This is a genomic window from Vibrio thalassae, from assembly GCF_900089835.1.
GTDB classification, from domain to species: Bacteria; Pseudomonadota; Gammaproteobacteria; order Enterobacterales; family Vibrionaceae; genus Vibrio; species Vibrio thalassae.
Genome location: NZ_OANU01000193.1, coordinates 1 through 21,867, shown reverse-complemented (window position 1 = coordinate 21,867; position 21,867 = coordinate 1). Strand labels below are relative to the sequence as shown.

Sequence of the window (21,867 nt, the reverse complement as noted above, 5' to 3'; positions counted from 1 at the left end):
GATGGAATGACTCAAAAGCAGCTTTCGGCTGCTTTTTTTGGTTGGCGCAGAGAAGTGGTACTGGCAAAGCGTGCTATGGCTTTCAAAAAGGGACTTCTATAGAATGGCGGCAAACTCACTTTAGGATACGCTAAGCGCGGATGAATAGTAGTCTCAAATACATTGCGGGGTATCCGCAACACCTTATTGAACAGGTATCTTCACTGATTGAAAGCGGACGTTTTGTCACGTGGTTTGAAAAGCGTTATCCAGATCGTCATCAAATTCAAAGTGAAAAAGCGTTATTCGACTACACCATGGATATCAAGCAGCGCTATATGAAAAAAACAGCGCCAATTTCAAAGGTTCTATGGGACAACAAAATTCACTTAATCAATAACGCGCTTGGTTTACATACCTACGTGTCTCGTGCCCATGGTGGTAAGCTAAAATCTAAGAACGAAATTCGCATTGCTAACGTGTTTAAACATGCGCCGGAGCCGTTATTGCGGATGCTAGTGGTGCATGAACTTGCTCATATTAAGGAGAAAGAGCACGACAAATCGTTTTACCAATTATGCTGTCATATGGAGCCTGACTATCACCAGTTAGAGTTCGATGCGCGTCTATTTATGATCTATCAGGAGCTTAAGCATGAAGACCGAAAATAGCCAACGTGCGCAAAGCAGATCGGGTCAGACGAACAAGAGCAAAAAAGCGAGCTTCGAAACCAAGCTGATTAAGCGTCATGCGGAGGGTCTACACAAAGACAATTTTCACCATGGCCGCTATGATTTTGTAAAGCTCACACAAGCACTCCCCGAACTAAAGGATTCGGTGATCCGCAATCCCAAAGGGGAGGCGACAATTATGTTCTCCGACCCTGTTTCGGTTAAGCTTCTCAATCGCGCCTTGCTCAAGGCCTACTATGGTATAGACTTCTGGGACATTCCTGAGAGTTATTTGTGCCCTCCTATCCCCGGTAGAGCGGATTACGTTCATCGACTTAATGAGTGGTTGCAATATGACTTAATGCAAGGACAGTCAGAGAAAGCTCGCCTTAAGGTCAAAGCGCTCGATATTGGTACTGGTGCAAACTGTATCTATCCGATTGTTGGTGCGACACGTCATCACTGGAATTGGGTAGGGTCGGATATCGACCCAATTTCGGTGAATTGTGCCAAGGAGATCGTTAATAACAACGACAAACTGGCGAGAAAAATTGAGATTCGACATCAGCTAAACAGCCAGCGTATCTTTAATGGTGTCATTGCGACTGATGATTTCTTCGTCGCGACCACTTGTAATCCGCCTTTCCATAAATCGATGGCAGAGGCGCAACAAGGCACAAAGCGCAAACATAACAATCTCTCAAAAAACCAAAACTCGCGTGGTCAGTCCGGTGTGACCAATTTGGATAGTAAGCTCAATTTCGGCGGCCAAAATGCAGAGCTGTGGTGTCCCGGAGGAGAGGAAGCATTTGTCCTTAAGATGGCCGAGGAAAGTAAAGACTTCACCTCACAAGTGATTTGGTTTAGCACTTTACTCTCCAAAAAAGACAATATTCGCCCTCTGAGAAAGCGTTTAGAAAAACTGGGTGCCTCTGAAATTGTGATTCAAGACATGGCACAAGGGCAGAAGAAAAGCCGTTTCTTAGCATGGACATTCATGTCAGCAGAACAAAGACATAATAAGGTCCAAGCACTACTTTGAACCGTTTTCTAGCTCAAGCAAGGCTTGGTATTTGTTGACTAACACCCAGTTATCCGACTTCCGCTCAAGGTCGATTAATAGCGCAAGATTGCTTCGTTGATAGCCATAGCGTTGACTAAATTCGAGTAATCTTAACCGAGCTTGATGCAACTGATCCTGTTCTATTTCTATTGCCGCTAATTGCAAGCTGGCAATGGGACGCAGCGGTTGGTGTTCAACTGATTTGTGAAAATAGTATTTGGCTTGCTGACTTTTGTGCGCTTTTAAGGCGCACAATCCTGCATTTTCGTAGGTTTCAGCGACCGCATAATAATTTGGCTTATTGATTGCTTGATTAAATAAGACATCCGCTGTTTGATATTCTCCTTGCTTGCACAGAAAAGTACCATAGTTGTTATACACGCTGCCGTTGTTTGGATGGGCTTTAAGCGTTGTGTGGTAAAGCGCTGCTGCCTTATCTACTTCCCCAACGACGTCGAAATAATACGCTAAAGATAAGCTGCTCTTGTAGTAATGAGGCGCATATTTCATGGCTTTTTCTAAGCTTTGACGTGCTTTCGAGTACTGTTCGAGCTTGATGTAGTTAAGGCCCAAGGCTATACGGGTATTTGCCATGTCTATTGAGCTGTGCTGAGCATGAGTATCGGCTCCTGGAACCGTCACACAGCCAGTGGTTATCATCGAAATCACCACCAGAAAGTAAGTATGGTTTTGCATCGTACTTTTCCAAATCCTTTGATGTGATATCGTAGTTGCAAGGTGACTAATCATAAGTCGATGTCAGGTTTTGCGTAGGAAAATGCCATAACGGTGCGAGTGAACCTTCATTACTCAGTGAAAGGTGTGGAGCGAGAGGGAATGTTTTTGTCTATAAAGTAGTCATTTGAGATAGAATAATGACTCTAATCTATATCTATTGAGTGAACTTCGTTAGAGTACGCAAGACAAAATAAATAGGTGTAAAAGCAATGAGCACAAATAACAAATCTTGGTTAAACACGTATCCCGATGATGTTCCAGAATTCGTCGATATTGACCAATATGCCAACATCAATGAGATGTTTGTCAAGCCGTTTGAGTTATACGCGGATAATACGGCTTTTGTTAACATGGGACATTCGCTTACGTATCGTGATCTGAACGAGAAAAGTGATGCCTTTGCTGCCTATCTTCAGAACGAACTTAAGGCCAAAAAGGGCGATCGAATCGCGCTGATGATGCCAAACCTTCTGCAATATCCGATCACCATTCTTGGCGCGTTGAAGGCCGGGCTTGTTGTGGTTAACGTTAACCCGTTATACACACCAAGAGAGCTTGAGCACCAGTTGCGTGATTCAGGTGCGACGATCATTGTAGCGGTGACAAACTTTGGCAATAGCTTACAACAGGTTATTGCCAAAACCAGTATTAAACATGTCATCCTGACCAGCATTGGTGATGAACTCGCGCCACACAAACGAACTTTAGTGAACTTTGTGGTTAAGTACGTGAAAAAGATGGTGCCTAAGTACCATTTGCCAGGGGCGATTTCATTAAGACGCGCGCTTACAGACGGTAAACGTATGGACTTTAACCCACCGATAATTGAAAGTGGTGATTTGGCCTATCTGCAATACACTGGCGGCACTACAGGGCTCGCGAAAGGAGCAATGCTGACTCACAGAAACATCATTGCTAATGTCTTGCAGGTCTATGGCCATTTTGGTCCTAGAACGTCGAAAGACAAAGAGCGTGCTGTGACACCATTACCGCTCTACCACATTTTTGCTAACTCCGTAAGTATGATGCTGATGATGTACATGGGTGGTAGCAACCTACTCATTACCAATCCACGTGATTTGAATAGCTTTGTCAACGACCTAAGCAAGTATCCTTTCACTATGATATTTGGCCTTAATACGTTATTTGCCGCTCTGAATAAGAATGCAAAATTTAGAGAGTTGGATTTTTCCAGTGCTGAGTTCACCATCGCAGGTGGCATGGCCACTCAAAAACACATTGCGGATGAATGGCAAAAGATTACTGGGATGCCAATTATCGAAGGCTATGGTCTAACGGAGTGTTCACCGGTGGTTGCCGGCGGTGTTCATACTCAACAGTGTTTCGTCCCAGCGGTGGGCGTACCGCTACCAAGTACTGAACTGCGTATTGTCGATGAGAGTGGTGAGCCATTAGGTGTTAACCAAGTGGGTGAAATTCAAATCCGTGGTGACCAAGTAATGAAAGGGTACTGGAAACAAGAGGCGGAGACTAACGCAGTACTAACCAAAGATGGTTGGCTGTATTCGGGCGACATTGGTCGTATGGATGAAGACGGTATTTTCTATATTGAAGACCGTAAGAAAGACATGATTCTGGTTTCTGGTTTTAATGTTTTCCCAACAGAAATTGAAGAGGTAGCAACGCTACACCCGAAAATTGTTGAGGCGGCAGCGGTAGGTGTGCCTGATGACGTAGCGGGTGAGCGCGTTAAGTTAATTGTAGTGACGAGCGGCCCGGTGACGGTCGATGACATTAAAAAGCACTGCCGCCAACATCTCACAGGATACAAAATCCCTAAAGTGATTGAATTTAGAGATGAGCTGCCAAAAACCAACGTGGGTAAAATACTGCGTCGAGTTTTAAGAGACGAATAAAGCCTGGTCACTGAGACAATCGCCTAGCAAAATTGGCGCTCTGTTCATCCATAAGCCACACTTCTAGTGTGGCTTTGTTTATTTGGAGGCAGCGATGAAAAACCAACTGGATCCCGGAAAACTACTTCAAGCCTACAACAACATAATGGAACACGGCACTGATACTGATCTTGGCAAGATTTATGATGGCGTCGAAGCGTTCTCAGGTTATGACGGTTATAACGTGTATCTGCGAGGTAACGGAGTGGAGCTGAAAGTTGGCTTCCACAATACCTATCATCTGGAGTACGACCAAGAGCACTTGCGCGACAGGTTTTTGAAAAAAGTGGCATCACTGGCGAAGTAAACAGTTTGAGAAATGATCACTCCCCTAAAGCAGGGGAGTAAGCGTTAGAGTGCTCGTAATTAATAAGGCGAGAAATAGACTCATTCGTCGGTGGTAAAGGCGTCTGCACTAAAGTGTTCCAAGTCGTACGGTGTTTGTTGGTAAACACAGTAATTGAGCCAGTTAGCAAATAATAAGTGTCCGTGACTGCGCCAACTTGCGATAGGCTTGTTATCGGGATTATTGTTTGGATAGTAATTGACCGGAATTGCAGGTTCCATCCCTTCACCCAAGTCACGCACATACTCGCCATGCAAGGTGTGGGAATCGTATTCAGGATGACCGGTCACAAAGACATTTCGTTTGTCTTTGGTTGCGGCAAGGTAAACACCAGCCACATCTGAGGTCGCTAAAATATCAAGATCGGTGTGTGACTCAAGATATTCTGGTGAGAAATCAGCGTAGCGCGAGTGCGGTGCAAGGAAAGAATCGTCAAAGCCACGAAGTAGCGGATGATATTGATGCTGAATAGTATGGTGGTAGACGCCCGACAGCTTCTCTTTTCGAGTTTTTTTCGGTAAGTCGAACAACAGCTTTAATCCCGCTTGAGCCGCCCAACACACATACAAGGTGGAGGTCACATGTTTGTTGGCCCAATTCATAATGGTCTGAAGATGCTCCCAGTAAATGACATCTTCAAACTGGACTAAACCGAGCGGGGCGCCGGTAATGATAAGTCCGTCGAAGTTACGATCTTTGATCGTTTCAAACTGGCGATAAAAAGTATCAAGGTGCTCTGTTGGTGTGTTCTTACTTGGCCTATCATCAATTCTCAATAGTTCTACATCAACTTGTAGTGGGCTATTGGAGAGTAGTCTTAGGAACTGGGTTTCCGTTTCAATTTTCTTTGGCATTAAATTGAGGATTAAGACTTTCAGTGGTCGAATTTCCTGCGTGGCGGCGCGTGTTTCCGACATCACAAAGATATTTTCATTTCTCAATACGTTGGATGCAGGCAGTTGATCAGGAATCTTAATTGGCACAGCTTTCTCCCTAAGCTAATGTTTGGTCATCTGGACGTCTATACATCTAAAGTTAACGCAAACGTTTTTGCTTGTCGACAGTTAATTTTAGTTCAATGTGCCCAAGACGAATGAATCAAATCGTGTACTCAGTGGGAAATTCGGTACAATGCATAGCTTCATATACTCGAAGGCATCAACAATTGAAATTGACACTTATCCGCGGTTTACCCGGTTCAGGAAAAACCACACTAGCCAAGACATTCAATGCTCGACATGTCGAAGCGGATATGTATTTTGTTAACGATCACGGAGAGTATTGCTATGACCCTAGCTTGATTGCACAAGCACACCAGTGGTGCCAAGAACAAACCAAGCAAGCACTGGCGAAGGGTGAAGACGTGGTCGTGGCAAATACGTTTGTACGACGTTGGGAAATGGAGACCTATAAAACGCTAGCCCGGCAATTTAATGCTGATTTGGAAATTATCGTTTGTAACGGTAATTACCAAAATATTCATGGAGTCAGTGAAACGGTCATTGCTAAAATGCGTGCTCGTTGGCAAGAATAAAGCATTCAATGTGGTGCGATATAGCGCCAACCTTCGATAAAATAATGCGCATCAAATAAAAGGCATAATGGAACAATGGCTAAACGCTCACCCGTCATTGAGATGACTTCTTATGGTATCTATTCTACTTGGGATTCGGGTTCTAAAGATCTGCCCAAAATTCAAGACTTCACCACGATAGTGCCTGCTGATGAGCACATTGAGTTTGGCTTTATCGTCAATATCAAAAAAGCCAAAGGGGAGCGTGTTCGCTATTGCATTTACCACCCTGGTATCATTGGTAAGAAAGGGCAGGTACTCGCGCCTTTTGACGGTGAAGAACATGTAGGCAGCAATGATTGGGATTTCTATCTAGGTGACACCATTCAATTGCTTCATCCTATTGATGGCTTCGAAAGCAACCTCGGTGAATGGCGGATGGTGCTGGAAATGCAAGGTCGTGTGGTTGCAGAAAAGAAGTTCAAAGTTATTGCCAGAGATGAAGGTCAGTTTTGGAAAAGTCGCGGCTTTTAATATCAGTTCGTCTGAATAGTTTTGTCCATCGAGTTGAGGACAAAGCACAGGTTATCGCTAGCGCTGCTTTATCTGGATGCACTCTCAAACGTATCCGCCGCTCACGTCATTGGCTCGTAACTGGTCGTAAAGAGCAACTGGCAGCATTCGCTCTAGAGGCTGGAGTAGGTTGGATATCGGTCGCAATTGAGAAAGTATTAGTCGATTACAAGTCACCGATTCAACAAGTATTAGAGCGAAACCCTGAAGCAACCATTGCAGAGCTAATGCATGAGTCGGGTTGTACTTTGGTGGAAGCTCGCGCCGCCATTGATGAACATGAAGGGTTATAACAAACGCCGCACTTCAACGTTGTGAAATGCGGCGTTAAGTTCGACTGCTAGAATTAAGCAGTAACATACCCAATAACGAAGTCGGTGATTTTCACCATATCATCAATAGCGATGTATTCTTCAGTCGTGTGTACTTTTGCCATTCCAGTAGAAAGGTTCACAGTCGTTAGACCTTTCCCGTTGAAGTTGTTTGCATCACTACCACCACCTGTGTGTTTGGTGTTGGCTTCGATGCCGTTTGCTTCAAAAACTTGCTTGATTTTCAGTACATGTGCGTCGTCTTCTGCGATAACAAAAGCATCGTAAGCACGTGTTGATTCGATCTCAACTTCTGCACCAAACTTCTCAGCTGACGCTTGGAAAGTTTCAACCATATGGTTAACTTGAGCGGTTAGCTTGTCGCTGTTGAGTGAACGTGCTTCGGCAACCACAGTAAGTTCTGGCATGACGATGTTTGTTGCTTGACCACCATTAACAGAACCAATATTTGCGGTCGTTTCTGAATCGATGCGTAGCAGTTTCATGTTGGCGATTGCATCTGCGGCAACCATTGCTGCGCTGATGCCTTCTTCTGGAGCAAGACCTGCGTGAGCTGGGCGACCTTTGATTTTAGCAACGATTTTTTGTTGACCCGGAGCGCCTGTTACGATGGTTCCGATTGGACCGCCGGTATCAAGTACGATCGCATTGTTTGATTGGATGTAGGACATGTCGAAGTATTCTGAACCGAATAGGCCACCTTCTTCATGCACAGTGAAAGCCACTTCGATGGTTTTATGTTCGCGGTTTTGCTCTTTAAGGCAGCGTACTGCTTCCATCACGGCTGCAATACCAGACTTGTCGTCGCCACCAAGGATAGTGTCGCCCTTTGAACGAATAATGCCATCTTCTATGATTGGCTCAATGCCAATACCTGGTGTGACTGTGTCCATGTGAGCACTGAATACAATGCTACCTTCAAGCGTACCTTCAAGGCGACCATACACATTAAAGCCGTTGGTGTATTGTTCTGGTACAGGAAGCTTGCTTACAGAGAAACCAAGCCCACCAAGTTGCTCAGCAATAGCTTCGGCGATGGCTTTTTCATTGCCGGATTCGCTGTCGATTTTTACTAGGTCGAAAAAGTGGTTAACAAGGCGGTCGGTATTTACTAGTGTCATAGGATTTCTTCACGTTATGGAACAGGGAGAACCACTTTACACTCTCTGTTTGCGTGCTAGACCTGAGGTAAATCAAAAAAAACGCCGCATTTTAGAGAAATCCACTGACATCAAGGCTGTTTGTGCTTAGAAAATTGGTAACAAGCTGCAACCGTGGTCGAAATGATGAGAAAACTGCCCAACCATTGAAGGTTTGTCAGTTGCTCTTGTAAAAAGATTGCCGCGAAAAGTAAGCCGAATAATGGCTCAGTACCCATCAACAGTGATGCTTGGCTCGCGTGAAGAAATTTGACGGCATAGTTTTGTAGAAAAAACGCCATAAGAGTACAGCCTAAAGCCAGGTAAATTAAGCTACTTATCGTCAACCAATCAAGCTGCATTATGGCGATAGGAAGTTGCCCAGCCGACCCTTCTTGCCCGATCAGCAGCACGCTGACAAGAGTGACTACTGACAGTTGAATAAACGTAATAAGTTCCGTATTGAAATGACGTTCGCTGAAGGCCTTGCGACACGTTACAACCATAAACCCTCTGAGCACAGCGGCCACGATCACTAACGCGAATCCCCAATTGAAACTTAAGTCCTGCTCAGTAACGTTGGACAGTAAAACAACGCCAATGACCCCAACAAAGCAATATCCCCAAATGCCCTTAGGTAAGGACACGCTAAGCCATATTTTCTCCAAAAATGGGGTGAATAAGATACAAAGGCTGATGAGAACCGCAACTTGCCCGGCTTTTACATAAGCCACTGCCCAGGTTTCGGTAATGAAGATACAGCTTAAGATAGCGCCGGTAAGCAGACCTACTTTTAAATAGTCAACAGAGTTGTTAGTGAATTCAGTAAATAGCCGCTTCTTATACAAGATTATGAATAAGACGCCGCTACTTAAAGCGAAACGAACGAATAATAATTGTGGGACGGTAAGCGATTGAAGCACCTGTTTTGACGTTCCGTAACTGGTGCCCCAAACCACCGATACCACAAGTAGACCCAAAATCGCCCAGACTGACGTGAGAGTTTGTGCGTAACCTCTATCCATTTGTAATTACTCTAAAATAGTTTTTGTGAATAACTTTATTGCTATGCTAACTTATGAATAACAAAGTGATAATACTTCCAAAACGCACAGGACTTATGACTGATGGACACAAATAAACTTATGGCACTGTTACCCGACATTGCTGCATTTGTGACAGTTGTTGAAGCGGGAAGCTTCACTGCCGCCTCACAGAGATTGGGGGTGACACCATCAGGGGTAAGCCGACAAATCAGCCGACTAGAGGCTGCGCTGAATACCGACTTGTTGGAACGGACAACAAGAAAGCAGGTGACCACGGACACAGGGAAGGTTGTTTACGAATTTAGTAAGAAAATCATGGAATCGGCGTCTGACATTGCCAATATTGCGAGTCAAGAAGTCGGGGAGGCACAGGGTGAGCTGCGAGTTTCCGCGCCCAAAGCATTCAGTCGTCATATTCTTGAACCACTCATGCTATCGTTTTTAGAGTTATACCCGAAAGTGAAACTTCGACTGTTGGTGAGTGATGAATTTGTCGATCCGTTTGGGCACAATCTCGATATCGTTTTTGAACTTACTCATTTTCCAAGAGAAAACTTAGTGGCTAAGCCGCTCGGTGAAATCAAAGCAGTGTTATGCGCGAGCAAATCGTATTTACAAGAGAATGGTATTCCTTTTCATCCTAATAATCTTCTGAACCACAACTGTTTGTTTCTGAATGAACAGCCAAATGACAATGTTTGGCTGTTCAATAAAGATGGCGAAAATGTAAAAGTGCAGGTCGATGGACGTTACTCGGTTAATCATTCTGAAATGCGGTTAAATGCTGTGAAAAGCGGTGTAGGTATTGGTATCTTTCCGGAATTTGTCGTAGAAAAAGCACTTAGGGAAGGGGACGTGTTGCAAGTCTTGCCTGAATGGCACGTTAACTCGCGCTACCAGGGCGAGATCGTGATGCAGTTTCCACAATCAAAGTTTATGCCCGCCCGCAGGCGAGCATTTATTGACTATATGTCCGCATCACTCCAAATGGAATCTAGTCTGTAAAACGCTGAGGATAATCAGTGAAAATCGCATCGACTTGCTGCAAGTGCTTAAACGACTTTGGATTGTTTACGGTATAGCACCATATCTCTACGCCGCGCTCGCGCAGAATTCTTATGTGCTTTTGAGTCAGCCAACGGTAGTTGAGGTGACAACTGAATGCTTTGACCTGCTCGATAGTGCTAAGTAAACGATTATTAAGTCTGTTACCGAGTACGCCGAGTCTAATACCTAGGTTCGCCTGAAACAGTGCCAGCATAATTTCACGACTAAAACTGGAGATTAATAACTGATTTGGGTTGATATCACTGGCTTGGAACTGTGCGCTCAATAAAGAGACGACGTATTCGGCATCATGTCTATCGACCTTAACTTCGATATTCAGATTCAAGCTATTCTCGTGACAGTACTGGAGCAGTTCATCTAGAGTCATTATCTTCTCGTCTTTAAATTGAGAAGCTTTCCATGAACCAAAGTCAAACTGACGCAATTCCTCTAGAGTGAATTCGTCTATTCGGCCTTTGCTATTACTGCAACGGTTAATCGTATGGTCATGGCCAACCACTAACACGCCATCTTTAGTGGGTTGCACATCCACTTCAACCCAGTTTAATCCCAGTTGTTTCGCCGCTTGAATGCTGACTAATGTGTTTTCTGGATGGGTGCCAGCAACACCGCGATGACCCGCAATTATTGTGCTCATTGCTATTCCTACCACAGTTATCAGTTTTAAAATGATAAATGATGTGTATGTTGCAAAAATGTTATCCTGACGCTATCTTGGTGGAAAGACATCAGACCAGTTACCAAAGTGAAAGTTCATCAGCTCAAGGGATACATACAACAAATCTATATCGTTGAGTATCCAGACAAATTACTCTTGTTGGACGGCGCAAGCCGAGCTGACGTAGGCACTATACTCCGTTTTATCACCGATGATCTACAACGACATTTGTCCGACTTAAAGATCATTGTGGTCACTCATATGCATCCAGATCATGCCGGAGCGGCACATCGACTTAGAGCTATTACCGGAGCAAAAATTGTCTCGGCAGCGAAAGAGCATGACTGGTACTCGGGATTCGACGGTTTTTTGATGCATGTGACGGATTTAATTTTGGCTCGTTATATGGCAAAACGATTAGGTCAGCCGAGTAAAAACCTTTGGTATAAAAAAGCGTTAAACGCCGACTATCATCTGCATGATGGTGACATCGTCCCTTTGTTTGCTGATTGGCAAGTATTAGAGACGCCAGGGCACACCGATCGAGATATCTCCGTTTACAACGCCGCAGAATCGGTTGTTTATGTGGCAGACTTGATGGTGGAAGTGAAAAAACAGCTGATCGCGCCATTCCCTATTTTTCATCCGAATCAGTATCGGCAGTCTATCGAGAAAGTTTACCAATTAAACGCCAAACAAATTCTGCTTGCTCATCGTGGGGCGGTGGTTTTTGATGCCGGCGCGAAGAGGCACCTTCTTGAAACCGCGCCAATGAGACCGGTGACCCATTGGCGGGTGACAAAAATTAAGCTCAAAGGACTCGTTAAGTCCGTACTGGCTGTACGCTAGTTCTATTGTGCTTTGTCTTGCTTTGGAAAGATCAACTCTGAGGTGTTGAATCCAGCATCGTAAGCCACTTTGAGGTACTGGTCTAACTTTGCTTCCTCGATAGTTGGGGTTCTTGCCAGAATCCAAAAGTAATCTGAGTTATAGCCGCTAATGAGTGCTGCCGAGTAATCCGGTTCTAGGTAATAGACGACATAGCTACCGTAAAAAGGGCCAAAGAAAGACACTTTGAGGTGTGCGATATCAGGAGAGGTGACAAACTTAGCCTTTCCCTCTGCTTCTGACCATTCTTTATCTTCGGTATCCCAACCTCTATTCAGCACTTTGACTGAGCCATCCTTATTCATGGAGTAGGTGGCCGTCACATTATCTAAGCCGCGTTCGAAGCTGTGATCAAGTCGAGCAATCTCATACCACTTACCAAGATAGCGGTCTAATTCAAAGCCCGTTACTGGCTGTACTTTATCTGGAATACCGGTACAACCAAGTAAAACGAGGGGAAGACTGACGGTTAAATAGCGAAGTATTGTTTTTATCAAGGTACACTCCTTTTGTTACCTAACTAACTCTTTCTAAATAGAATATACGACAAAAATCGGAGTACCGTTTACAAAGATTGCATCTAAATCTTATTGCGCATACTCTGGATTCGACCATATTCATTAATTCTAGGTATTACTGCATCAATGTTTGAAATATTCATTGTTTTGACTTTACTTGTCGGGCTGTTTTTTGTCGCTCAAAAATATTTTGTGAAGCAAGAAGATACCCGTTCGTATCTTTATAAAGTGAAAGGGCCGATTCTGTCTTCTGCGCAAACGGCGTTTTATAATGCACTCAAAGAGGCCGTCGGAGAGCATGGCGTCATATTGACTAAGGTAAGCATGACCAATGTCGTGACTCCGCAAAAGACAAGTAATAAGAAACAGTGGTTTATCGCCAATAGTGTCATTGCCAAAAGCTATTTCGACTTTGTGGTGTGCGACCCTAGAACCATGCAACCGAGAGTGGTTATCGAGTATGACAACGGACAAAAGCTCGACAAGGGTAAAATTGAGCGCCAAAAGCTCATTATGCAAGTGTGTAAATCAGCAAACATACCGTTAATTGGCGCGTCGGTTAAGTTAAGCTACCAAGTCGGCAAGCTCAGACGTCTACTTGCTGCGCATATTGATCTGATTGAGCCTGACAAAGAAGTCCGTTTTTGCAAACGATGTGGAAGTCCAATGATAATAAGGACGGCGACCCAAGGAGAGTTCGAAGGCCGACGTTTTTTCACCTGTAGCCGTCAGCCGATGTGCCAGTATACGGAAAACTACAACGTTGTTTTCGATGACCCGGAATAAAAGAATGAAATACCAGTGTGCAACAAACTGATGTAATTCACATTTTTTTTTAGATAACAGCATAAAAAAGAGCCGAATTGATGACATATAAGCCAAACGATACCAAAAACACAAAAATCTACTTGCACAGCTAGGTATCTCTCGTTAATATCCATCTCGTTCCAAAGACGATGGGTCCGTAGCTCAGTTGGTTAGAGTACTACCTTGACATGGTAGGGGTCGGCGATTCGAGTTCGCCCGGACCCACCACTCCTTTTTGCATTGTTATGCAAAGAACACCGTTTGGATCCGTAGCTCAGTTGGTTAGAGTACCGCCTTGACATGGCGGGGGTCGGCGATTCGAGTTCGCCCGGATCCACCACATTCGTTCTTATAGAACAAGCACAAAGCCTCGCGTTACGCGAGGCTTTGTTGTTTCTGAAATCCGTTAACCCAAACTGACTTTTCTGTAATCCTCAATTGTCGTTTCTGCATATACATTCGAGTCACTTCTAAGACCTCTATCCATATCCGTCACCGTGCGTCACAATTGTGACAAAAAGATAGAGGGCATAGATTTTTGGGGAGTGATGGCACTGATCACTGTCAGTGAAAGATAGGGGCTGCGTATAACTTAACTTGGATTATTCGATTAGTAAAATGGCCTAACTGATATTAAACTGCGAATACAAAAAGCGTAACCTAGCTTTGGTTTGATTCGATGAGCGACAAAAAATTAAATCGCATAAGCTATAGGTCGACGCCGAAGTGGGGCTTTGTGCTTTACGTAATGGGAAGTTATTAGATTCAATTTCAGGTTCCCATCGAAATCAATGTTGGGTATTCATATCGATGAAATAGACCTAAATATTTCAAGTTGATCTAGAAGTGTGTAACGAGCCTTAGTTTATACTCACTCGCTATATTAATCAGTGAATTTTGTAAGCCGCTACAAGTTAATCATTGGGTGTGTACTTGCAAAGAAAATGGACGTTCCAATGCGAGTGAGAATGTAACCAAAAGAGTTGCGCTATAGTCGCAAGTCCTTTTTCAATAAAGAGTATAGGTATGTTCCAGTCCGTAGAATTTTTGAATATCTATAATAGGCTTAGGTGACACACATATGTGTGTCACCTAGTCAATATACAGGTTTACTGTGTTGTTACGCTCATACTTAGATCACTCGCAATAAATACGGTAGAGTCCAAGGCAGAGCCTGCTCTAACGGCAACTGCGGAGAGTCCGACATTGTTCTCAAACTCTGTGACCATGACGTCTGTTGGATTTGAGTGCAGCCAAGGCAGCAATTGTTCATTTACTTTATCTACGACATAGTGTGAGTTATAGGTGTCATAAGATAAAGGTGAGCAACCTAACTGAACGTCGTCTAATGTGCCTTGGGCATTTGCGGCAGCGCTAGCGCGAATTGAGCTTATTATCGAGCCTACAGGACACTGAGATGCGTAGCTACCGGTGGTGTTTCCAGGATGGTCTCTACCATGAATCAACGCACTTTCTCTATCATTATCCTTAAACACGAGTTGGTTACTAAGATCTAACGATACGCTTGAGCATTTAAGTTGGACTCCCAAGCCTCCCCAGCCGTTTGTTGAGTATTTTAGCACTACCCCTGTTGCTATACTTCCTAAAGGGCATGATGCAATCGGTTTTGGGCCTCCGCCATGACCGCCCATGGCTTCAGTTCTGCACATGCCTAGTTCTCCAAGCTGCTTAGTTGAACACAATGGCATAGAGGTTATGTTATCAGCCGTATAACTCGTCACGGCTACTCGCGTCACATCTCCGTTATACGTGTAGAAAATATCACTAGCATAACCATTGCTGTCACCTAGCTGCTCAACCCGGTATTGACCTTTCGTTTTTAAAGCAACCAGTTCGTTGGCTGGACTTTGGCCATTACTCGTGTCGAAATAGGTTTTCCACGACGCCTGTTGGGTAACATCAATTCGGTCGCTGTTGGTATTGGTATAAATAGCGCGCCATTGGAAAGGCACACCTACGGCGATATCGACAGACGATTGGGTTTCTTTGATAATTTTAGATACGATAACTTCTGACGTGTCTGACAAAGACAGATATGTCGCAGAGATTCGGGTATAACCATCGCTGACTCCCTGAACCAAACCATCGCTGTTAACCAGTGCAACAGAAGAATCCTCCACTCTCCATGAAATGAGTTCATTGTTTAGAACGACCAATGAATCATCCTCTAAAAGCGCTTTTACCTCTAGTTGAAATTGACCATTTGTATCAACTAACACTCTTTCTGGGTTTAAAGAAATCTGTCTAAAGGTTGGCGTGACATTGACGTCTACCTGAACCGTTGGCAGATCAGCATAGGTCGCATTAATGCTGGTTGTGCCGCTGGCGATGGCTTTAGCTACCCCATCACTGTTGATAGTGATGATACTTGGGTCAGATGAAGACCAAGTAAGAGTGGAGTTATCTAATACAGTAACCTGATTATTTGAAAGTGTTGCTGATACCGACAGTGTTTTCGTTACTCCTTTGCTTAAAGACAAAGGAGAAGGCGTAACTTCTATGCTCTCGACGACAGCTGTGGTGACTGTAACGGCGGATGAACTGGTTTTCGATGTATCGTTTATCAAGGTAGCGGTCACCGTAGTTGTGCCAACATCTAGACTTTCAACCGTTCCTTGGTTGTTGACGATAGCAGTCGCAGTATCTGACGACGCCCATGTAACGAGTTTGTTATCCAAGGCCACTGTACGGCCATCGGATAGGGTGGCTGAAGCGTTTAGTGTCGCAGTATGACCATCGATCAAAGAGACGGTCGAAGGTGTAACCTGGATACTTTCGATGATTGCTTCAGTGACCGTGATGGTTGATGAACTGGTTTTCGATGTATCGCTTTTCAAGGTGGCGGTTACAGTCGCAGTGCCAGTGTCTTGACCTTCGGCGATACCTTGATTGTTGACGACGACAGTGGCTACATCTGAAGAGATCCATGTGATCAGTTGGTTATCTAAGGTTATTGACTGCAGTTGTAGCGATATCTGACGACGTCCACGTAACCGACTCGCTATCTAAGTTCATAGTACGGCCATCGGATAGGGTTGCTGATACGGCTAAGGCTTCTGAATGACCATCAATCAAGGTGATGGTCTCAGGTGTGACCTGAATGCTGTCGATGACAGCTTCTGAAATGGTAACGGAAGACGAACTTGTTTTAGATGGGTCGCTCATCAAGGTAGCGGTTACTGTTACGTCGCCTACCAAGAGACCTACAACCACGCCTTCGTCGTTGACTGTTGCGATCTCTGGGTTTGAAGATGTCCATGTGACTAAATCATTACCCAATGTGACTGTGCGGCCATTATCTAGAGTGGCGGATGCGGTAAGGGTAGCGTTGTATCCACTAATTAAAGAGAGACTAGAAGGGTTGATGTGGAGAGACTCAATATACGCCTTCGTCACCACAACTTTAAGCCTAGTTGTCAAATCTTCATGTTGGATATTGATATAGGTTTCACCAGGCGAAATGGCGATAACATTAAGGGTATTGTCTACTTTAGCAATCGATTCATTTTCAGAAGAAGCATTCCACGCAGGGTCCTGAACCTGTTTTCCGTTAATAAATACTTCTGCTTCAATCGTTAGATTAGTGCCTGTGTTTAAACCCGCCAAAAACGCTTGTTCATTTTTGACCGATAATGTTGAATTGTCCGATTTGGTTGGATTTAATTCCGAATCATTAAATGCATTTTCGCTACGGCATCCATTGGTCATTGCCAGTGTGATTGCAACAACAAAAAGTACGACGCCTTTTAAAATAAAAGGTAAGCTTTTTATTTGTTTCATATAGTTTAGCTCCATCATAAGTACCTGTATGACGTAAATACTTATTTCGCAGTTATTTAGTCGGATGCAAAGGCAGATCGAGTCTGTATACATTGCAGCTCAACGAGTGAATTCAGATTGGTGACGTCAGTTTTTTCCGAAATGAACGTAAGTTCATCGATACTGAGCTCGTCCGTTGTTATCTGAAGAAAACGAGATTTAGTTTCTAGGGATTAAAGTTATAAGTGAGGCCGAGTAACATGCCATGGCTATCATATTTTCCGGTTTCAGAGTTGCCGATAGCATTGATGAATTGATATCCCCAAGACAGATCTAGGTTAGGGGTAAAGTGGTAGTTCACTCCCATCTCCCCTAATGGAGAAAACCCTTTAGCGTTGAGCACTCCGAGTGATGATTGCGTCTTTTCCATATCCCAATAGGCCACACCTAATCGTCCATACAGACTAAGGTTGTTGCGTACCGTCCAATCGTATCGGACTGCACTTTCAAACAGACTTGTACTCACAGTTACGGAAGTATTGTCTGCATGCAAATCATCATGGTGTTGGTAACCTAAATCCCAACGCCAGTCCTGAGAAAACTGCAAAATTGAACTTAAATTTTTATCCGCTCAAATTATTTATAATTAATTTAGGTTATAAGGGAGGTAAAAATATATAAAATCAATATTTTCAATTACTTGAGCTGTATGCTATTAGTTTGGTATTAATACCTTTGTGCATGAAGCTTACATATCCCATCTTTCAAAATCGAACGATTAAACTATCAAGTAATAGACCTTAACTGCATTCTAAATCTTATTTTGGGTCATAATAAGAGCAGTAAGGGTAACGTGGTCTGGTTCTTTGTTGTACTGCTTTTTGTTATTTTTCTTAGTGGATTTCGGTATAGAAGTGCGGCGGTTTAGCGATATGGCCGAAGAGAAAGTAATTTTATTAATTGAATTACGGAATAAAGTCGAAACTTTTTTGAAAATAAACATACGAATACTTTTTTGTAGGCCACTGCAAGGCTGCCTAGTGGGGTAGGTGCTTCTAATCACAAAATAAAGAGCGGTGTTAGTATGGTTGATGCAAGCTATTGTAAGTTTGTGGGTTAGATAACGATGAATATATTATTTCCAATATAAAAAGCAACGTTATTTTTAGTTAACTCCTGTTCGGAGAAGAACTGTGGTGGTATTTAATGGGCCTTATTTGACAAGTGCTGACAAAACAAAAAAGGAGTAGCTCCCGATGATCACGTTTAATCCAAGTTATGGGTCGATACTGCTGGAATCTTCGACTATACAGTGATGACGTAATGCAACGTAGTGAGGGTTTTGATCGTCTTCAACAGTATAAAGCGATCCTATTGGATGAATTTGGGGGGATGTTTGGTTCGGAGGTTTTGTGGAAAGCTATCTTTAGCAGAACTGTAAGCCCCTGATTAAGGGCTTGCAAAGCGGCGGATAATCAGAAATAGTAAGAAGCCGTTGCACCAACAATCCATTGATTAGCATTGTCTACTATTGGTGAGTCAGAAATGTTGTCGCCTAGACGAGTGTACGAAGCTGTTTGGGTGATATTCCAATTTTTGGATACTGGAATGATGAGTTCATAACCGAGCTGGTACGAGACATCACTTTGTCCCTTATAGCTGCTACGTTGCTCAGTGACTTCATTGTCATGAACCCCAAAGTAGTAGTCGACATATTCTGCACTTTGATAACTTAAACCTGCAAATGGGACAAAATCCATTGTGCCAATTTCTAATGGAAGGAAGTAAGTCGCACCGCCTACAAAACTGTTGTAAACACCTGAAATATCATGTTGAACATAGGTAGAAAGTGTACCCTTTTCAAAGCTGAAGTCAGCACTTAGGCCAAGATCTCTACTGGTTACGCGAGATGCCATTCCAATTAAGCTATCGGCATCTCCTAGATCATACTCTATTCCAGAAGTTTTGATATATGAACTCAAGTTGATATTTTCTGTGCTGTTTTCATAGAATCGATAATTAGCCATCTCGGGATCGATATTCAATTTTTCACTTTGATAGCCAAAGTCAAAGATCATAAAACTGTTTTTATTCTGTGATTTGAATAAGTCTGAGGTGCCTTTACCTCCAACAGTAGTGAACCATCCATCAGTTTTTGTATAGATATTACCACTTCGGATATATATCATTGCCTGCATGCGCTAATGAAGAAAATATAATGATTGGAAAAAGAATAAATGCTGTATTTTTCATGTGATGAACCTGTGTATTTAGTAAGTACATACACAGTAATGAGATAGTGATAATGACAATATCGTGATTTTGTCATGAGTTTGTCACTAATCGTAAATATAGCATTACATAGAACCTTGGTGATTATTAATCTATATGTGAAGGCCTTTATATAAGCATTTTAAAATGTCCTATATCAGCTTGATGAAAAGTCATGATTAATTATCTATTAGTTATGTGATTAAGGTGCGTCTATAAGTTCTACTTTTATTCGTTTAGAACGGAACGCATGTGCGTAGCACGCTCTAAAAAATATTTTTCCATCCCATTAATTTTAACGGTTGAGCTAAGTTGTACAACTCGGTAGCTAGGACATAAGGAGCTATTAAAATGAGTGAACAAATATTGTTGAAATCTCAGTTACTGACGACTCTCATTGCTGCAAGCGCATTAATGACTTTTAGTGAAGCGCAATCTTCAGAGCACAAATTGATCGGTGTTACTGGTGACTACTATGTTTTCGGGTTAACTTCTAACGAGACCCTTTCAGGGAAAGATAGTAGTGCTGCAGGTGGTATTGCGCGGGTAACCATCGATTGGATGGCGTACCAAGATGAAGCTGATTTAGATACAGGCTTGTTTAAGTTAAGGGTTGATCATAAGCATGATCTGCTCCAGCCAGACTGGACACTTCATTAAGCGACATTTTGATTTTCAAAGTTAACTGGGCTTAGATACCCAAGAGCACTGTGCCTTCTTGTCCGATTATAATCAACCTCTATGTATTCAAAGATCGTTTGGCGCATCTCGTCTCGCGTCATGATCGGCTCATACTGGATCGCTTCAACTTTCATTGAATGGAAGAAGCTCTCAACACAAGCATTGACGCTCCTATGTCAAGCCAGCGTCGCTAGATCTTTAAGAATTAGCGGGAATAGCTCTCTCGCTATGTAACGTTTTAACTTACGCGATATTTCTTTGGTTGATAACCCTTCAGCCGTTCTTCGAGCCACATAGTCCTTAGTTCTAGGATCACTGCGCATTCTTACCATGGCTACAGTCCAGAGCGCATTATTAGCACTTCGGCAGCCTCCGCGATTTAGCCTATGACGAGTTGTTTTACCCGATGAAGCGGGGATTGGGTTTACACCACATAATGCAGCAAATGATGACTCTTTCCTTAGTCGACTTGCATTATCCCCAGCAGCAACCAAAAGCGTGGCTGCCACATTTGATCCAACACCAAATCTGGATACGAGGCTCTGAGCCGTGCTCATGGTTAACTTTTTTAAAACCTTATCGAGTTTTTTTACTTGGTCGTTTAGAAAACGCCAACGTTGGGCCAACAGTTCAAGTGAAATTAATAGAGGTTCACTACTACTTGAACATCGGGCCAAGCACGCAGCTGCGCAAGCTTCTGGTTTTGAGAGATAAAGGGACTGCTTTAGCTCATCGGGTCCTGATACAAGGAGAGCTCGAATTTGATTCATCGCCTGAGTCCTTGCTTTGACCGCACTATTGCGAGTCAACAGTAGGCTTCGCAGTGACTCAACAGGCCCCGTATGGCTTTTGGGAATAACCTTTGCTTCGCCAGATAAGACGCTTCTGGCTGCATTCTCTGAGTCTATAACGTCAGTTTTGCCTTTGAGCCGTCTCTCCATTTGATTTGGCCGCATAACCTCATATACGTCAATATGGTTCTTAAGTAGAAATTTTGTCAGTTCAGCACCATAGCTTCCTGTACCTTCGATGCCGGCTTTTTGAAGGAATCCATAAGAATTACACCATGAAAAGAGTTCACGGTAGCCTGAAATATCAGCACTGAATGCTTTATTCTTAACAACTTGCCCAAGCTCATTGATAAGTGTTGCGACATGGAGCTCTAGGTGAGTATCTACACCCAGGTACAATTTATAGCGGGGATCGTTATTGTTCATTTAGACCACTCTCCTGTATGAAACGCCCAGCTGGACTGGACACTGGAGGTGCATTACAAAGCTCCTATTAGGTCACAACTGAGTCGACAGAATTGAACAGACTCTTTGAACGACAGGTCAACACAAAGACATTTCAGTCAATCCCAGCACGGGTCAGTACAAACAGTCTGTATCTTAATTCTAACCCCAGTGTCCCAGCAGTTTCCTTTCCTACTCATACTTTGCTTTAGATTATAAGCAGTTATCAGGTCTCGATAATCCTTTGAGCAGTACTGACTACCTCGGTCACTATGAACGATAACCTGCTCAGGGAACCCTCGACGGAACAAGGCCATTGATAACGCATCGCAGACCAGAGTTGCCGTCATTCTGGTGTCCATAGACCAACCGACTACTTGCCTTGAATAAAGGTCAATAATTACCGCCAAATACAGCCAGCCTTCGCTTGTCGCAAGTAGAGTAAGAGACAGAGCGTAGTCGAACTATCTCTCTGCCTCTCCTCTCCGAACCGTACGTGCACCTTTCAGCGCATACGGCTCTCCGCTTAATCAAGGCCAACGGCCATAGCAACATCTGAGTATCTTGAAGTAACTGTGTTTCTGGCTTCAGTCAGAAGGTAGGGGTTGGTTGCTGGAAGGCGCCACTTGAACGGCATCTTTTGGC

At 43.5% G+C, this 21,867-nt stretch carries 22 protein-coding genes, 2 tRNA genes and 2 pseudogenes; 13 read left to right on the top strand and 13 right to left on the bottom strand.

Annotated features, from left to right (window positions below; translation table 11 throughout):
• The first annotated feature begins 140 nt into the window (after nucleotides 1-140).
• A complete protein-coding gene (locus VTH8203_RS24255; RefSeq protein ID WP_096995866.1) occupies nucleotides 141-650 on the top strand; it encodes a M48 metallopeptidase family protein in 510 nt (169 codons plus the stop codon).
• Nucleotides 634-1,692 carry a 23S rRNA (adenine(1618)-N(6))-methyltransferase RlmF gene (gene rlmF, locus VTH8203_RS24250; RefSeq protein WP_096995865.1) on the top strand — a complete coding sequence of 353 codons (1,059 nt, stop codon included), beginning with the start codon at nucleotides 634-636 and terminating at the stop codon, nucleotides 1,690-1,692. Before VTH8203_RS24255 ends, rlmF begins: the two co-directional genes overlap by 17 nt.
• Here the strand turns inward: rlmF and pilW are convergent.
• Nucleotides 1,684-2,409, bottom strand: a complete 726-nt coding sequence (pilW, locus tag VTH8203_RS24245; RefSeq protein WP_096995864.1) for a type IV pilus biogenesis/stability protein PilW — start codon at nucleotides 2,407-2,409, stop codon at nucleotides 1,684-1,686. The genes rlmF and pilW overlap by 9 nt on opposite strands.
• 251 nt (nucleotides 2,410-2,660) lie before the next feature.
• Between pilW and VTH8203_RS24240 the strand changes: the two genes are divergently transcribed.
• Nucleotides 2,661-4,328 carry an AMP-binding protein gene (locus VTH8203_RS24240; protein WP_096995863.1) on the top strand — a complete coding sequence of 556 codons (1,668 nt, stop codon included), beginning with the start codon at nucleotides 2,661-2,663 and terminating at the stop codon, nucleotides 4,326-4,328.
• Nucleotides 4,329-4,422: 94 nt separating this feature from the next.
• On the top strand, nucleotides 4,423-4,674 hold the full coding sequence (locus VTH8203_RS24235; protein ID WP_096995862.1) for a DUF3081 domain-containing protein: 252 nt from the start codon (nucleotides 4,423-4,425) through the stop codon (nucleotides 4,672-4,674).
• 80 nt (nucleotides 4,675-4,754) lie between these two features.
• Here the strand turns inward: VTH8203_RS24235 and metA are convergent, their stop codons facing one another.
• Nucleotides 4,755-5,696: a homoserine O-acetyltransferase MetA gene (metA, locus tag VTH8203_RS24230; protein WP_096995861.1), complete on the bottom strand. Its 942-nt coding sequence runs from the start codon at nucleotides 5,694-5,696 to the stop codon at nucleotides 4,755-4,757.
• 182 nt (nucleotides 5,697-5,878) lie between these two features.
• Here metA and VTH8203_RS24225 point away from each other — a divergent pair, with 182 nt between their 5' ends.
• From VTH8203_RS24225 to VTH8203_RS24215, 3 genes are all read left to right on the top strand, one after another.
• A complete protein-coding gene (locus tag VTH8203_RS24225; RefSeq protein WP_244181336.1) occupies nucleotides 5,879-6,247 on the top strand; it encodes an ATP-binding protein in 369 nt (122 codons plus the stop codon).
• Nucleotides 6,248-6,322: 75 nt separating this feature from the next.
• The gene (locus VTH8203_RS24220) at nucleotides 6,323-6,760 is read left to right on the top strand and encodes a DUF3859 domain-containing protein (protein ID WP_096995859.1); all 438 of its coding nucleotides are present in this window, start codon (nucleotides 6,323-6,325) and stop codon (nucleotides 6,758-6,760) included.
• The gene (locus VTH8203_RS24215) at nucleotides 6,739-7,092 is read left to right on the top strand and encodes a ribosome recycling factor family protein (protein WP_096995858.1); all 354 of its coding nucleotides are present in this window, start codon (nucleotides 6,739-6,741) and stop codon (nucleotides 7,090-7,092) included. The genes VTH8203_RS24220 and VTH8203_RS24215 overlap by 22 nt, the downstream gene beginning before the upstream one ends.
• 53 nt (nucleotides 7,093-7,145) lie before the next feature.
• On the opposite strand, the gene VTH8203_RS24210 is transcribed toward VTH8203_RS24215, so the two are convergent.
• Nucleotides 7,146-8,252 carry a M20/M25/M40 family metallo-hydrolase gene (locus tag VTH8203_RS24210; protein WP_096995857.1) on the bottom strand — a complete coding sequence of 369 codons (1,107 nt, stop codon included), beginning with the start codon at nucleotides 8,250-8,252 and terminating at the stop codon, nucleotides 7,146-7,148.
• A 110-nt stretch (nucleotides 8,253-8,362) separates the two neighbouring features.
• Nucleotides 8,363-9,295 (bottom strand): DMT family transporter, encoded by a 933-nt coding sequence (locus VTH8203_RS24205; RefSeq protein ID WP_096995856.1) that lies wholly within the window; start codon nucleotides 9,293-9,295, stop codon nucleotides 8,363-8,365.
• A gap of 102 nt (nucleotides 9,296-9,397) precedes the next feature.
• Here VTH8203_RS24205 and VTH8203_RS24200 point away from each other — a divergent pair, with 102 nt between their 5' ends.
• Nucleotides 9,398-10,321, top strand: a complete 924-nt coding sequence (locus VTH8203_RS24200; protein ID WP_096995855.1) for a LysR family transcriptional regulator — start codon at nucleotides 9,398-9,400, stop codon at nucleotides 10,319-10,321.
• Here the strand turns inward: VTH8203_RS24200 and VTH8203_RS24195 are convergent.
• Nucleotides 10,311-11,021: a glycerophosphodiester phosphodiesterase family protein gene (locus tag VTH8203_RS24195; RefSeq protein WP_096995854.1), complete on the bottom strand. Its 711-nt coding sequence runs from the start codon at nucleotides 11,019-11,021 to the stop codon at nucleotides 10,311-10,313. The genes VTH8203_RS24200 and VTH8203_RS24195 overlap by 11 nt on opposite strands.
• 108 nt (nucleotides 11,022-11,129) lie before the next feature.
• Between VTH8203_RS24195 and VTH8203_RS24190 the strand changes: the two genes are divergently transcribed.
• Nucleotides 11,130-11,891, top strand: coding sequence for an MBL fold metallo-hydrolase (locus tag VTH8203_RS24190; RefSeq protein WP_096995853.1), 762 nt, complete (start codon nucleotides 11,130-11,132; stop codon nucleotides 11,889-11,891).
• Between the two features lie 2 nt (nucleotides 11,892-11,893).
• On the opposite strand, the gene VTH8203_RS24185 is transcribed toward VTH8203_RS24190, so the two are convergent.
• The gene (locus VTH8203_RS24185) at nucleotides 11,894-12,427 is read right to left on the bottom strand and encodes a lipocalin family protein (RefSeq protein WP_096995852.1); all 534 of its coding nucleotides are present in this window, start codon (nucleotides 12,425-12,427) and stop codon (nucleotides 11,894-11,896) included.
• A gap of 147 nt (nucleotides 12,428-12,574) precedes the next feature.
• On the opposite strand from VTH8203_RS24185, the gene VTH8203_RS24180 reads away from it, so the two are divergent.
• From VTH8203_RS24180 to VTH8203_RS24170, 3 genes are all read left to right on the top strand, one after another.
• On the top strand, nucleotides 12,575-13,234 hold the full coding sequence (locus VTH8203_RS24180) for a DUF2726 domain-containing protein (RefSeq protein ID WP_096995851.1): 660 nt from the start codon (nucleotides 12,575-12,577) through the stop codon (nucleotides 13,232-13,234).
• Between the two features lie 172 nt (nucleotides 13,235-13,406).
• Nucleotides 13,407-13,483, top strand: a tRNA-Val gene (locus VTH8203_RS24175).
• A gap of 35 nt (nucleotides 13,484-13,518) precedes the next feature.
• A tRNA-Val gene (locus tag VTH8203_RS24170) sits at nucleotides 13,519-13,595 on the top strand.
• Nucleotides 13,596-14,364: 769 nt separating this feature from the next.
• Here the strand turns inward: VTH8203_RS24170 and VTH8203_RS24165 are convergent.
• From VTH8203_RS24165 to VTH8203_RS24150, 4 genes are all read right to left on the bottom strand, one after another.
• Nucleotides 14,365-16,113: an Ig-like domain-containing protein gene (locus tag VTH8203_RS24165; RefSeq protein ID WP_096995850.1), complete on the bottom strand. Its 1,749-nt coding sequence runs from the start codon at nucleotides 16,111-16,113 to the stop codon at nucleotides 14,365-14,367.
• 103 nt (nucleotides 16,114-16,216) lie between these two features.
• A complete protein-coding gene (locus VTH8203_RS24160; RefSeq protein ID WP_158296253.1) occupies nucleotides 16,217-17,056 on the bottom strand; it encodes an Ig-like domain-containing protein in 840 nt (279 codons plus the stop codon).
• A gap of 205 nt (nucleotides 17,057-17,261) precedes the next feature.
• Nucleotides 17,262-17,642, bottom strand: coding sequence for an outer membrane beta-barrel protein (locus tag VTH8203_RS24155; RefSeq protein WP_208617807.1), 381 nt, complete (start codon nucleotides 17,640-17,642; stop codon nucleotides 17,262-17,264).
• A gap of 868 nt (nucleotides 17,643-18,510) precedes the next feature.
• Nucleotides 18,511-19,224, bottom strand: a complete 714-nt coding sequence (locus VTH8203_RS24150; protein WP_244181334.1) for a MipA/OmpV family protein — start codon at nucleotides 19,222-19,224, stop codon at nucleotides 18,511-18,513.
• 433 nt (nucleotides 19,225-19,657) lie between these two features.
• On the opposite strand from VTH8203_RS24150, the gene VTH8203_RS24145 reads away from it, so the two are divergent.
• Nucleotides 19,658-19,966, top strand: a complete 309-nt coding sequence (locus VTH8203_RS24145; protein WP_244181333.1) for a hypothetical protein — start codon at nucleotides 19,658-19,660, stop codon at nucleotides 19,964-19,966.
• On the opposite strand, the pseudogene VTH8203_RS24140 reads toward VTH8203_RS24145, so the two are convergent.
• The 3 genes and pseudogenes from VTH8203_RS24140 to VTH8203_RS24130 all read right to left on the bottom strand — a co-directional run.
• Nucleotides 19,963-20,151 (bottom strand): annotated as a pseudogene (locus tag VTH8203_RS24140) (IS3 family transposase); the annotation flags it as partial. The gene VTH8203_RS24145 and the pseudogene VTH8203_RS24140 sit on opposite strands and share 4 nt — an antisense overlap.
• Nucleotides 20,152-20,163: 12 nt before the next feature.
• Nucleotides 20,164-21,204, bottom strand: coding sequence for an IS110 family RNA-guided transposase (locus VTH8203_RS24135; protein ID WP_096995847.1), 1,041 nt, complete (start codon nucleotides 21,202-21,204; stop codon nucleotides 20,164-20,166).
• Between the two features lie 191 nt (nucleotides 21,205-21,395).
• Nucleotides 21,396-21,665 (bottom strand): annotated as a pseudogene (locus tag VTH8203_RS24130) (DDE-type integrase/transposase/recombinase); the annotation flags it as partial.
• Nucleotides 21,666-21,867: the final 202 nt, after the last annotated feature.

Bases quoted from the DNA above. Each gene is read 5' to 3' on its own strand.
- VTH8203_RS24255 (WP_096995866.1), top strand. From the start codon at position 141: ATGAATAGTAGTCTCAAATACATTGCGGGGTATCCGCAACACCTTATT.
- rlmF (WP_096995865.1), top strand. From the start codon at position 634: ATGAAGACCGAAAATAGCCAACGTGCGCAAAGCAGATCGGGTCAGACG.
- pilW (WP_096995864.1), bottom strand. From the start codon at position 2,409: ATGCAAAACCATACTTACTTTCTGGTGGTGATTTCGATGATAACCACT.
- VTH8203_RS24240 (WP_096995863.1), top strand. From the start codon at position 2,661: ATGAGCACAAATAACAAATCTTGGTTAAACACGTATCCCGATGATGTT.
- VTH8203_RS24235 (WP_096995862.1), top strand. From the start codon at position 4,423: ATGAAAAACCAACTGGATCCCGGAAAACTACTTCAAGCCTACAACAAC.
- VTH8203_RS24220 (WP_096995859.1), top strand. From the start codon at position 6,323: ATGGCTAAACGCTCACCCGTCATTGAGATGACTTCTTATGGTATCTAT.
- VTH8203_RS24210 (WP_096995857.1), bottom strand. From the start codon at position 8,252: ATGACACTAGTAAATACCGACCGCCTTGTTAACCACTTTTTCGACCTA.
- VTH8203_RS24205 (WP_096995856.1), bottom strand. From the start codon at position 9,295: ATGGATAGAGGTTACGCACAAACTCTCACGTCAGTCTGGGCGATTTTG.
- VTH8203_RS24200 (WP_096995855.1), top strand. From the start codon at position 9,398: ATGGACACAAATAAACTTATGGCACTGTTACCCGACATTGCTGCATTT.
- VTH8203_RS24195 (WP_096995854.1), bottom strand. From the start codon at position 11,021: ATGAGCACAATAATTGCGGGTCATCGCGGTGTTGCTGGCACCCATCCA.
- VTH8203_RS24180 (WP_096995851.1), top strand. From the start codon at position 12,575: ATGTTTGAAATATTCATTGTTTTGACTTTACTTGTCGGGCTGTTTTTT.
- VTH8203_RS24160 (WP_158296253.1), bottom strand. From the start codon at position 17,056: ATGAAACAAATAAAAAGCTTACCTTTTATTTTAAAAGGCGTCGTACTT.
- VTH8203_RS24150 (WP_244181334.1), bottom strand. From the start codon at position 19,224: ATGATATATATCCGAAGTGGTAATATCTATACAAAAACTGATGGATGG.
- VTH8203_RS24145 (WP_244181333.1), top strand. From the start codon at position 19,658: ATGAGTGAACAAATATTGTTGAAATCTCAGTTACTGACGACTCTCATT.
- VTH8203_RS24135 (WP_096995847.1), bottom strand. From the start codon at position 21,204: ATGAACAATAACGATCCCCGCTATAAATTGTACCTGGGTGTAGATACT.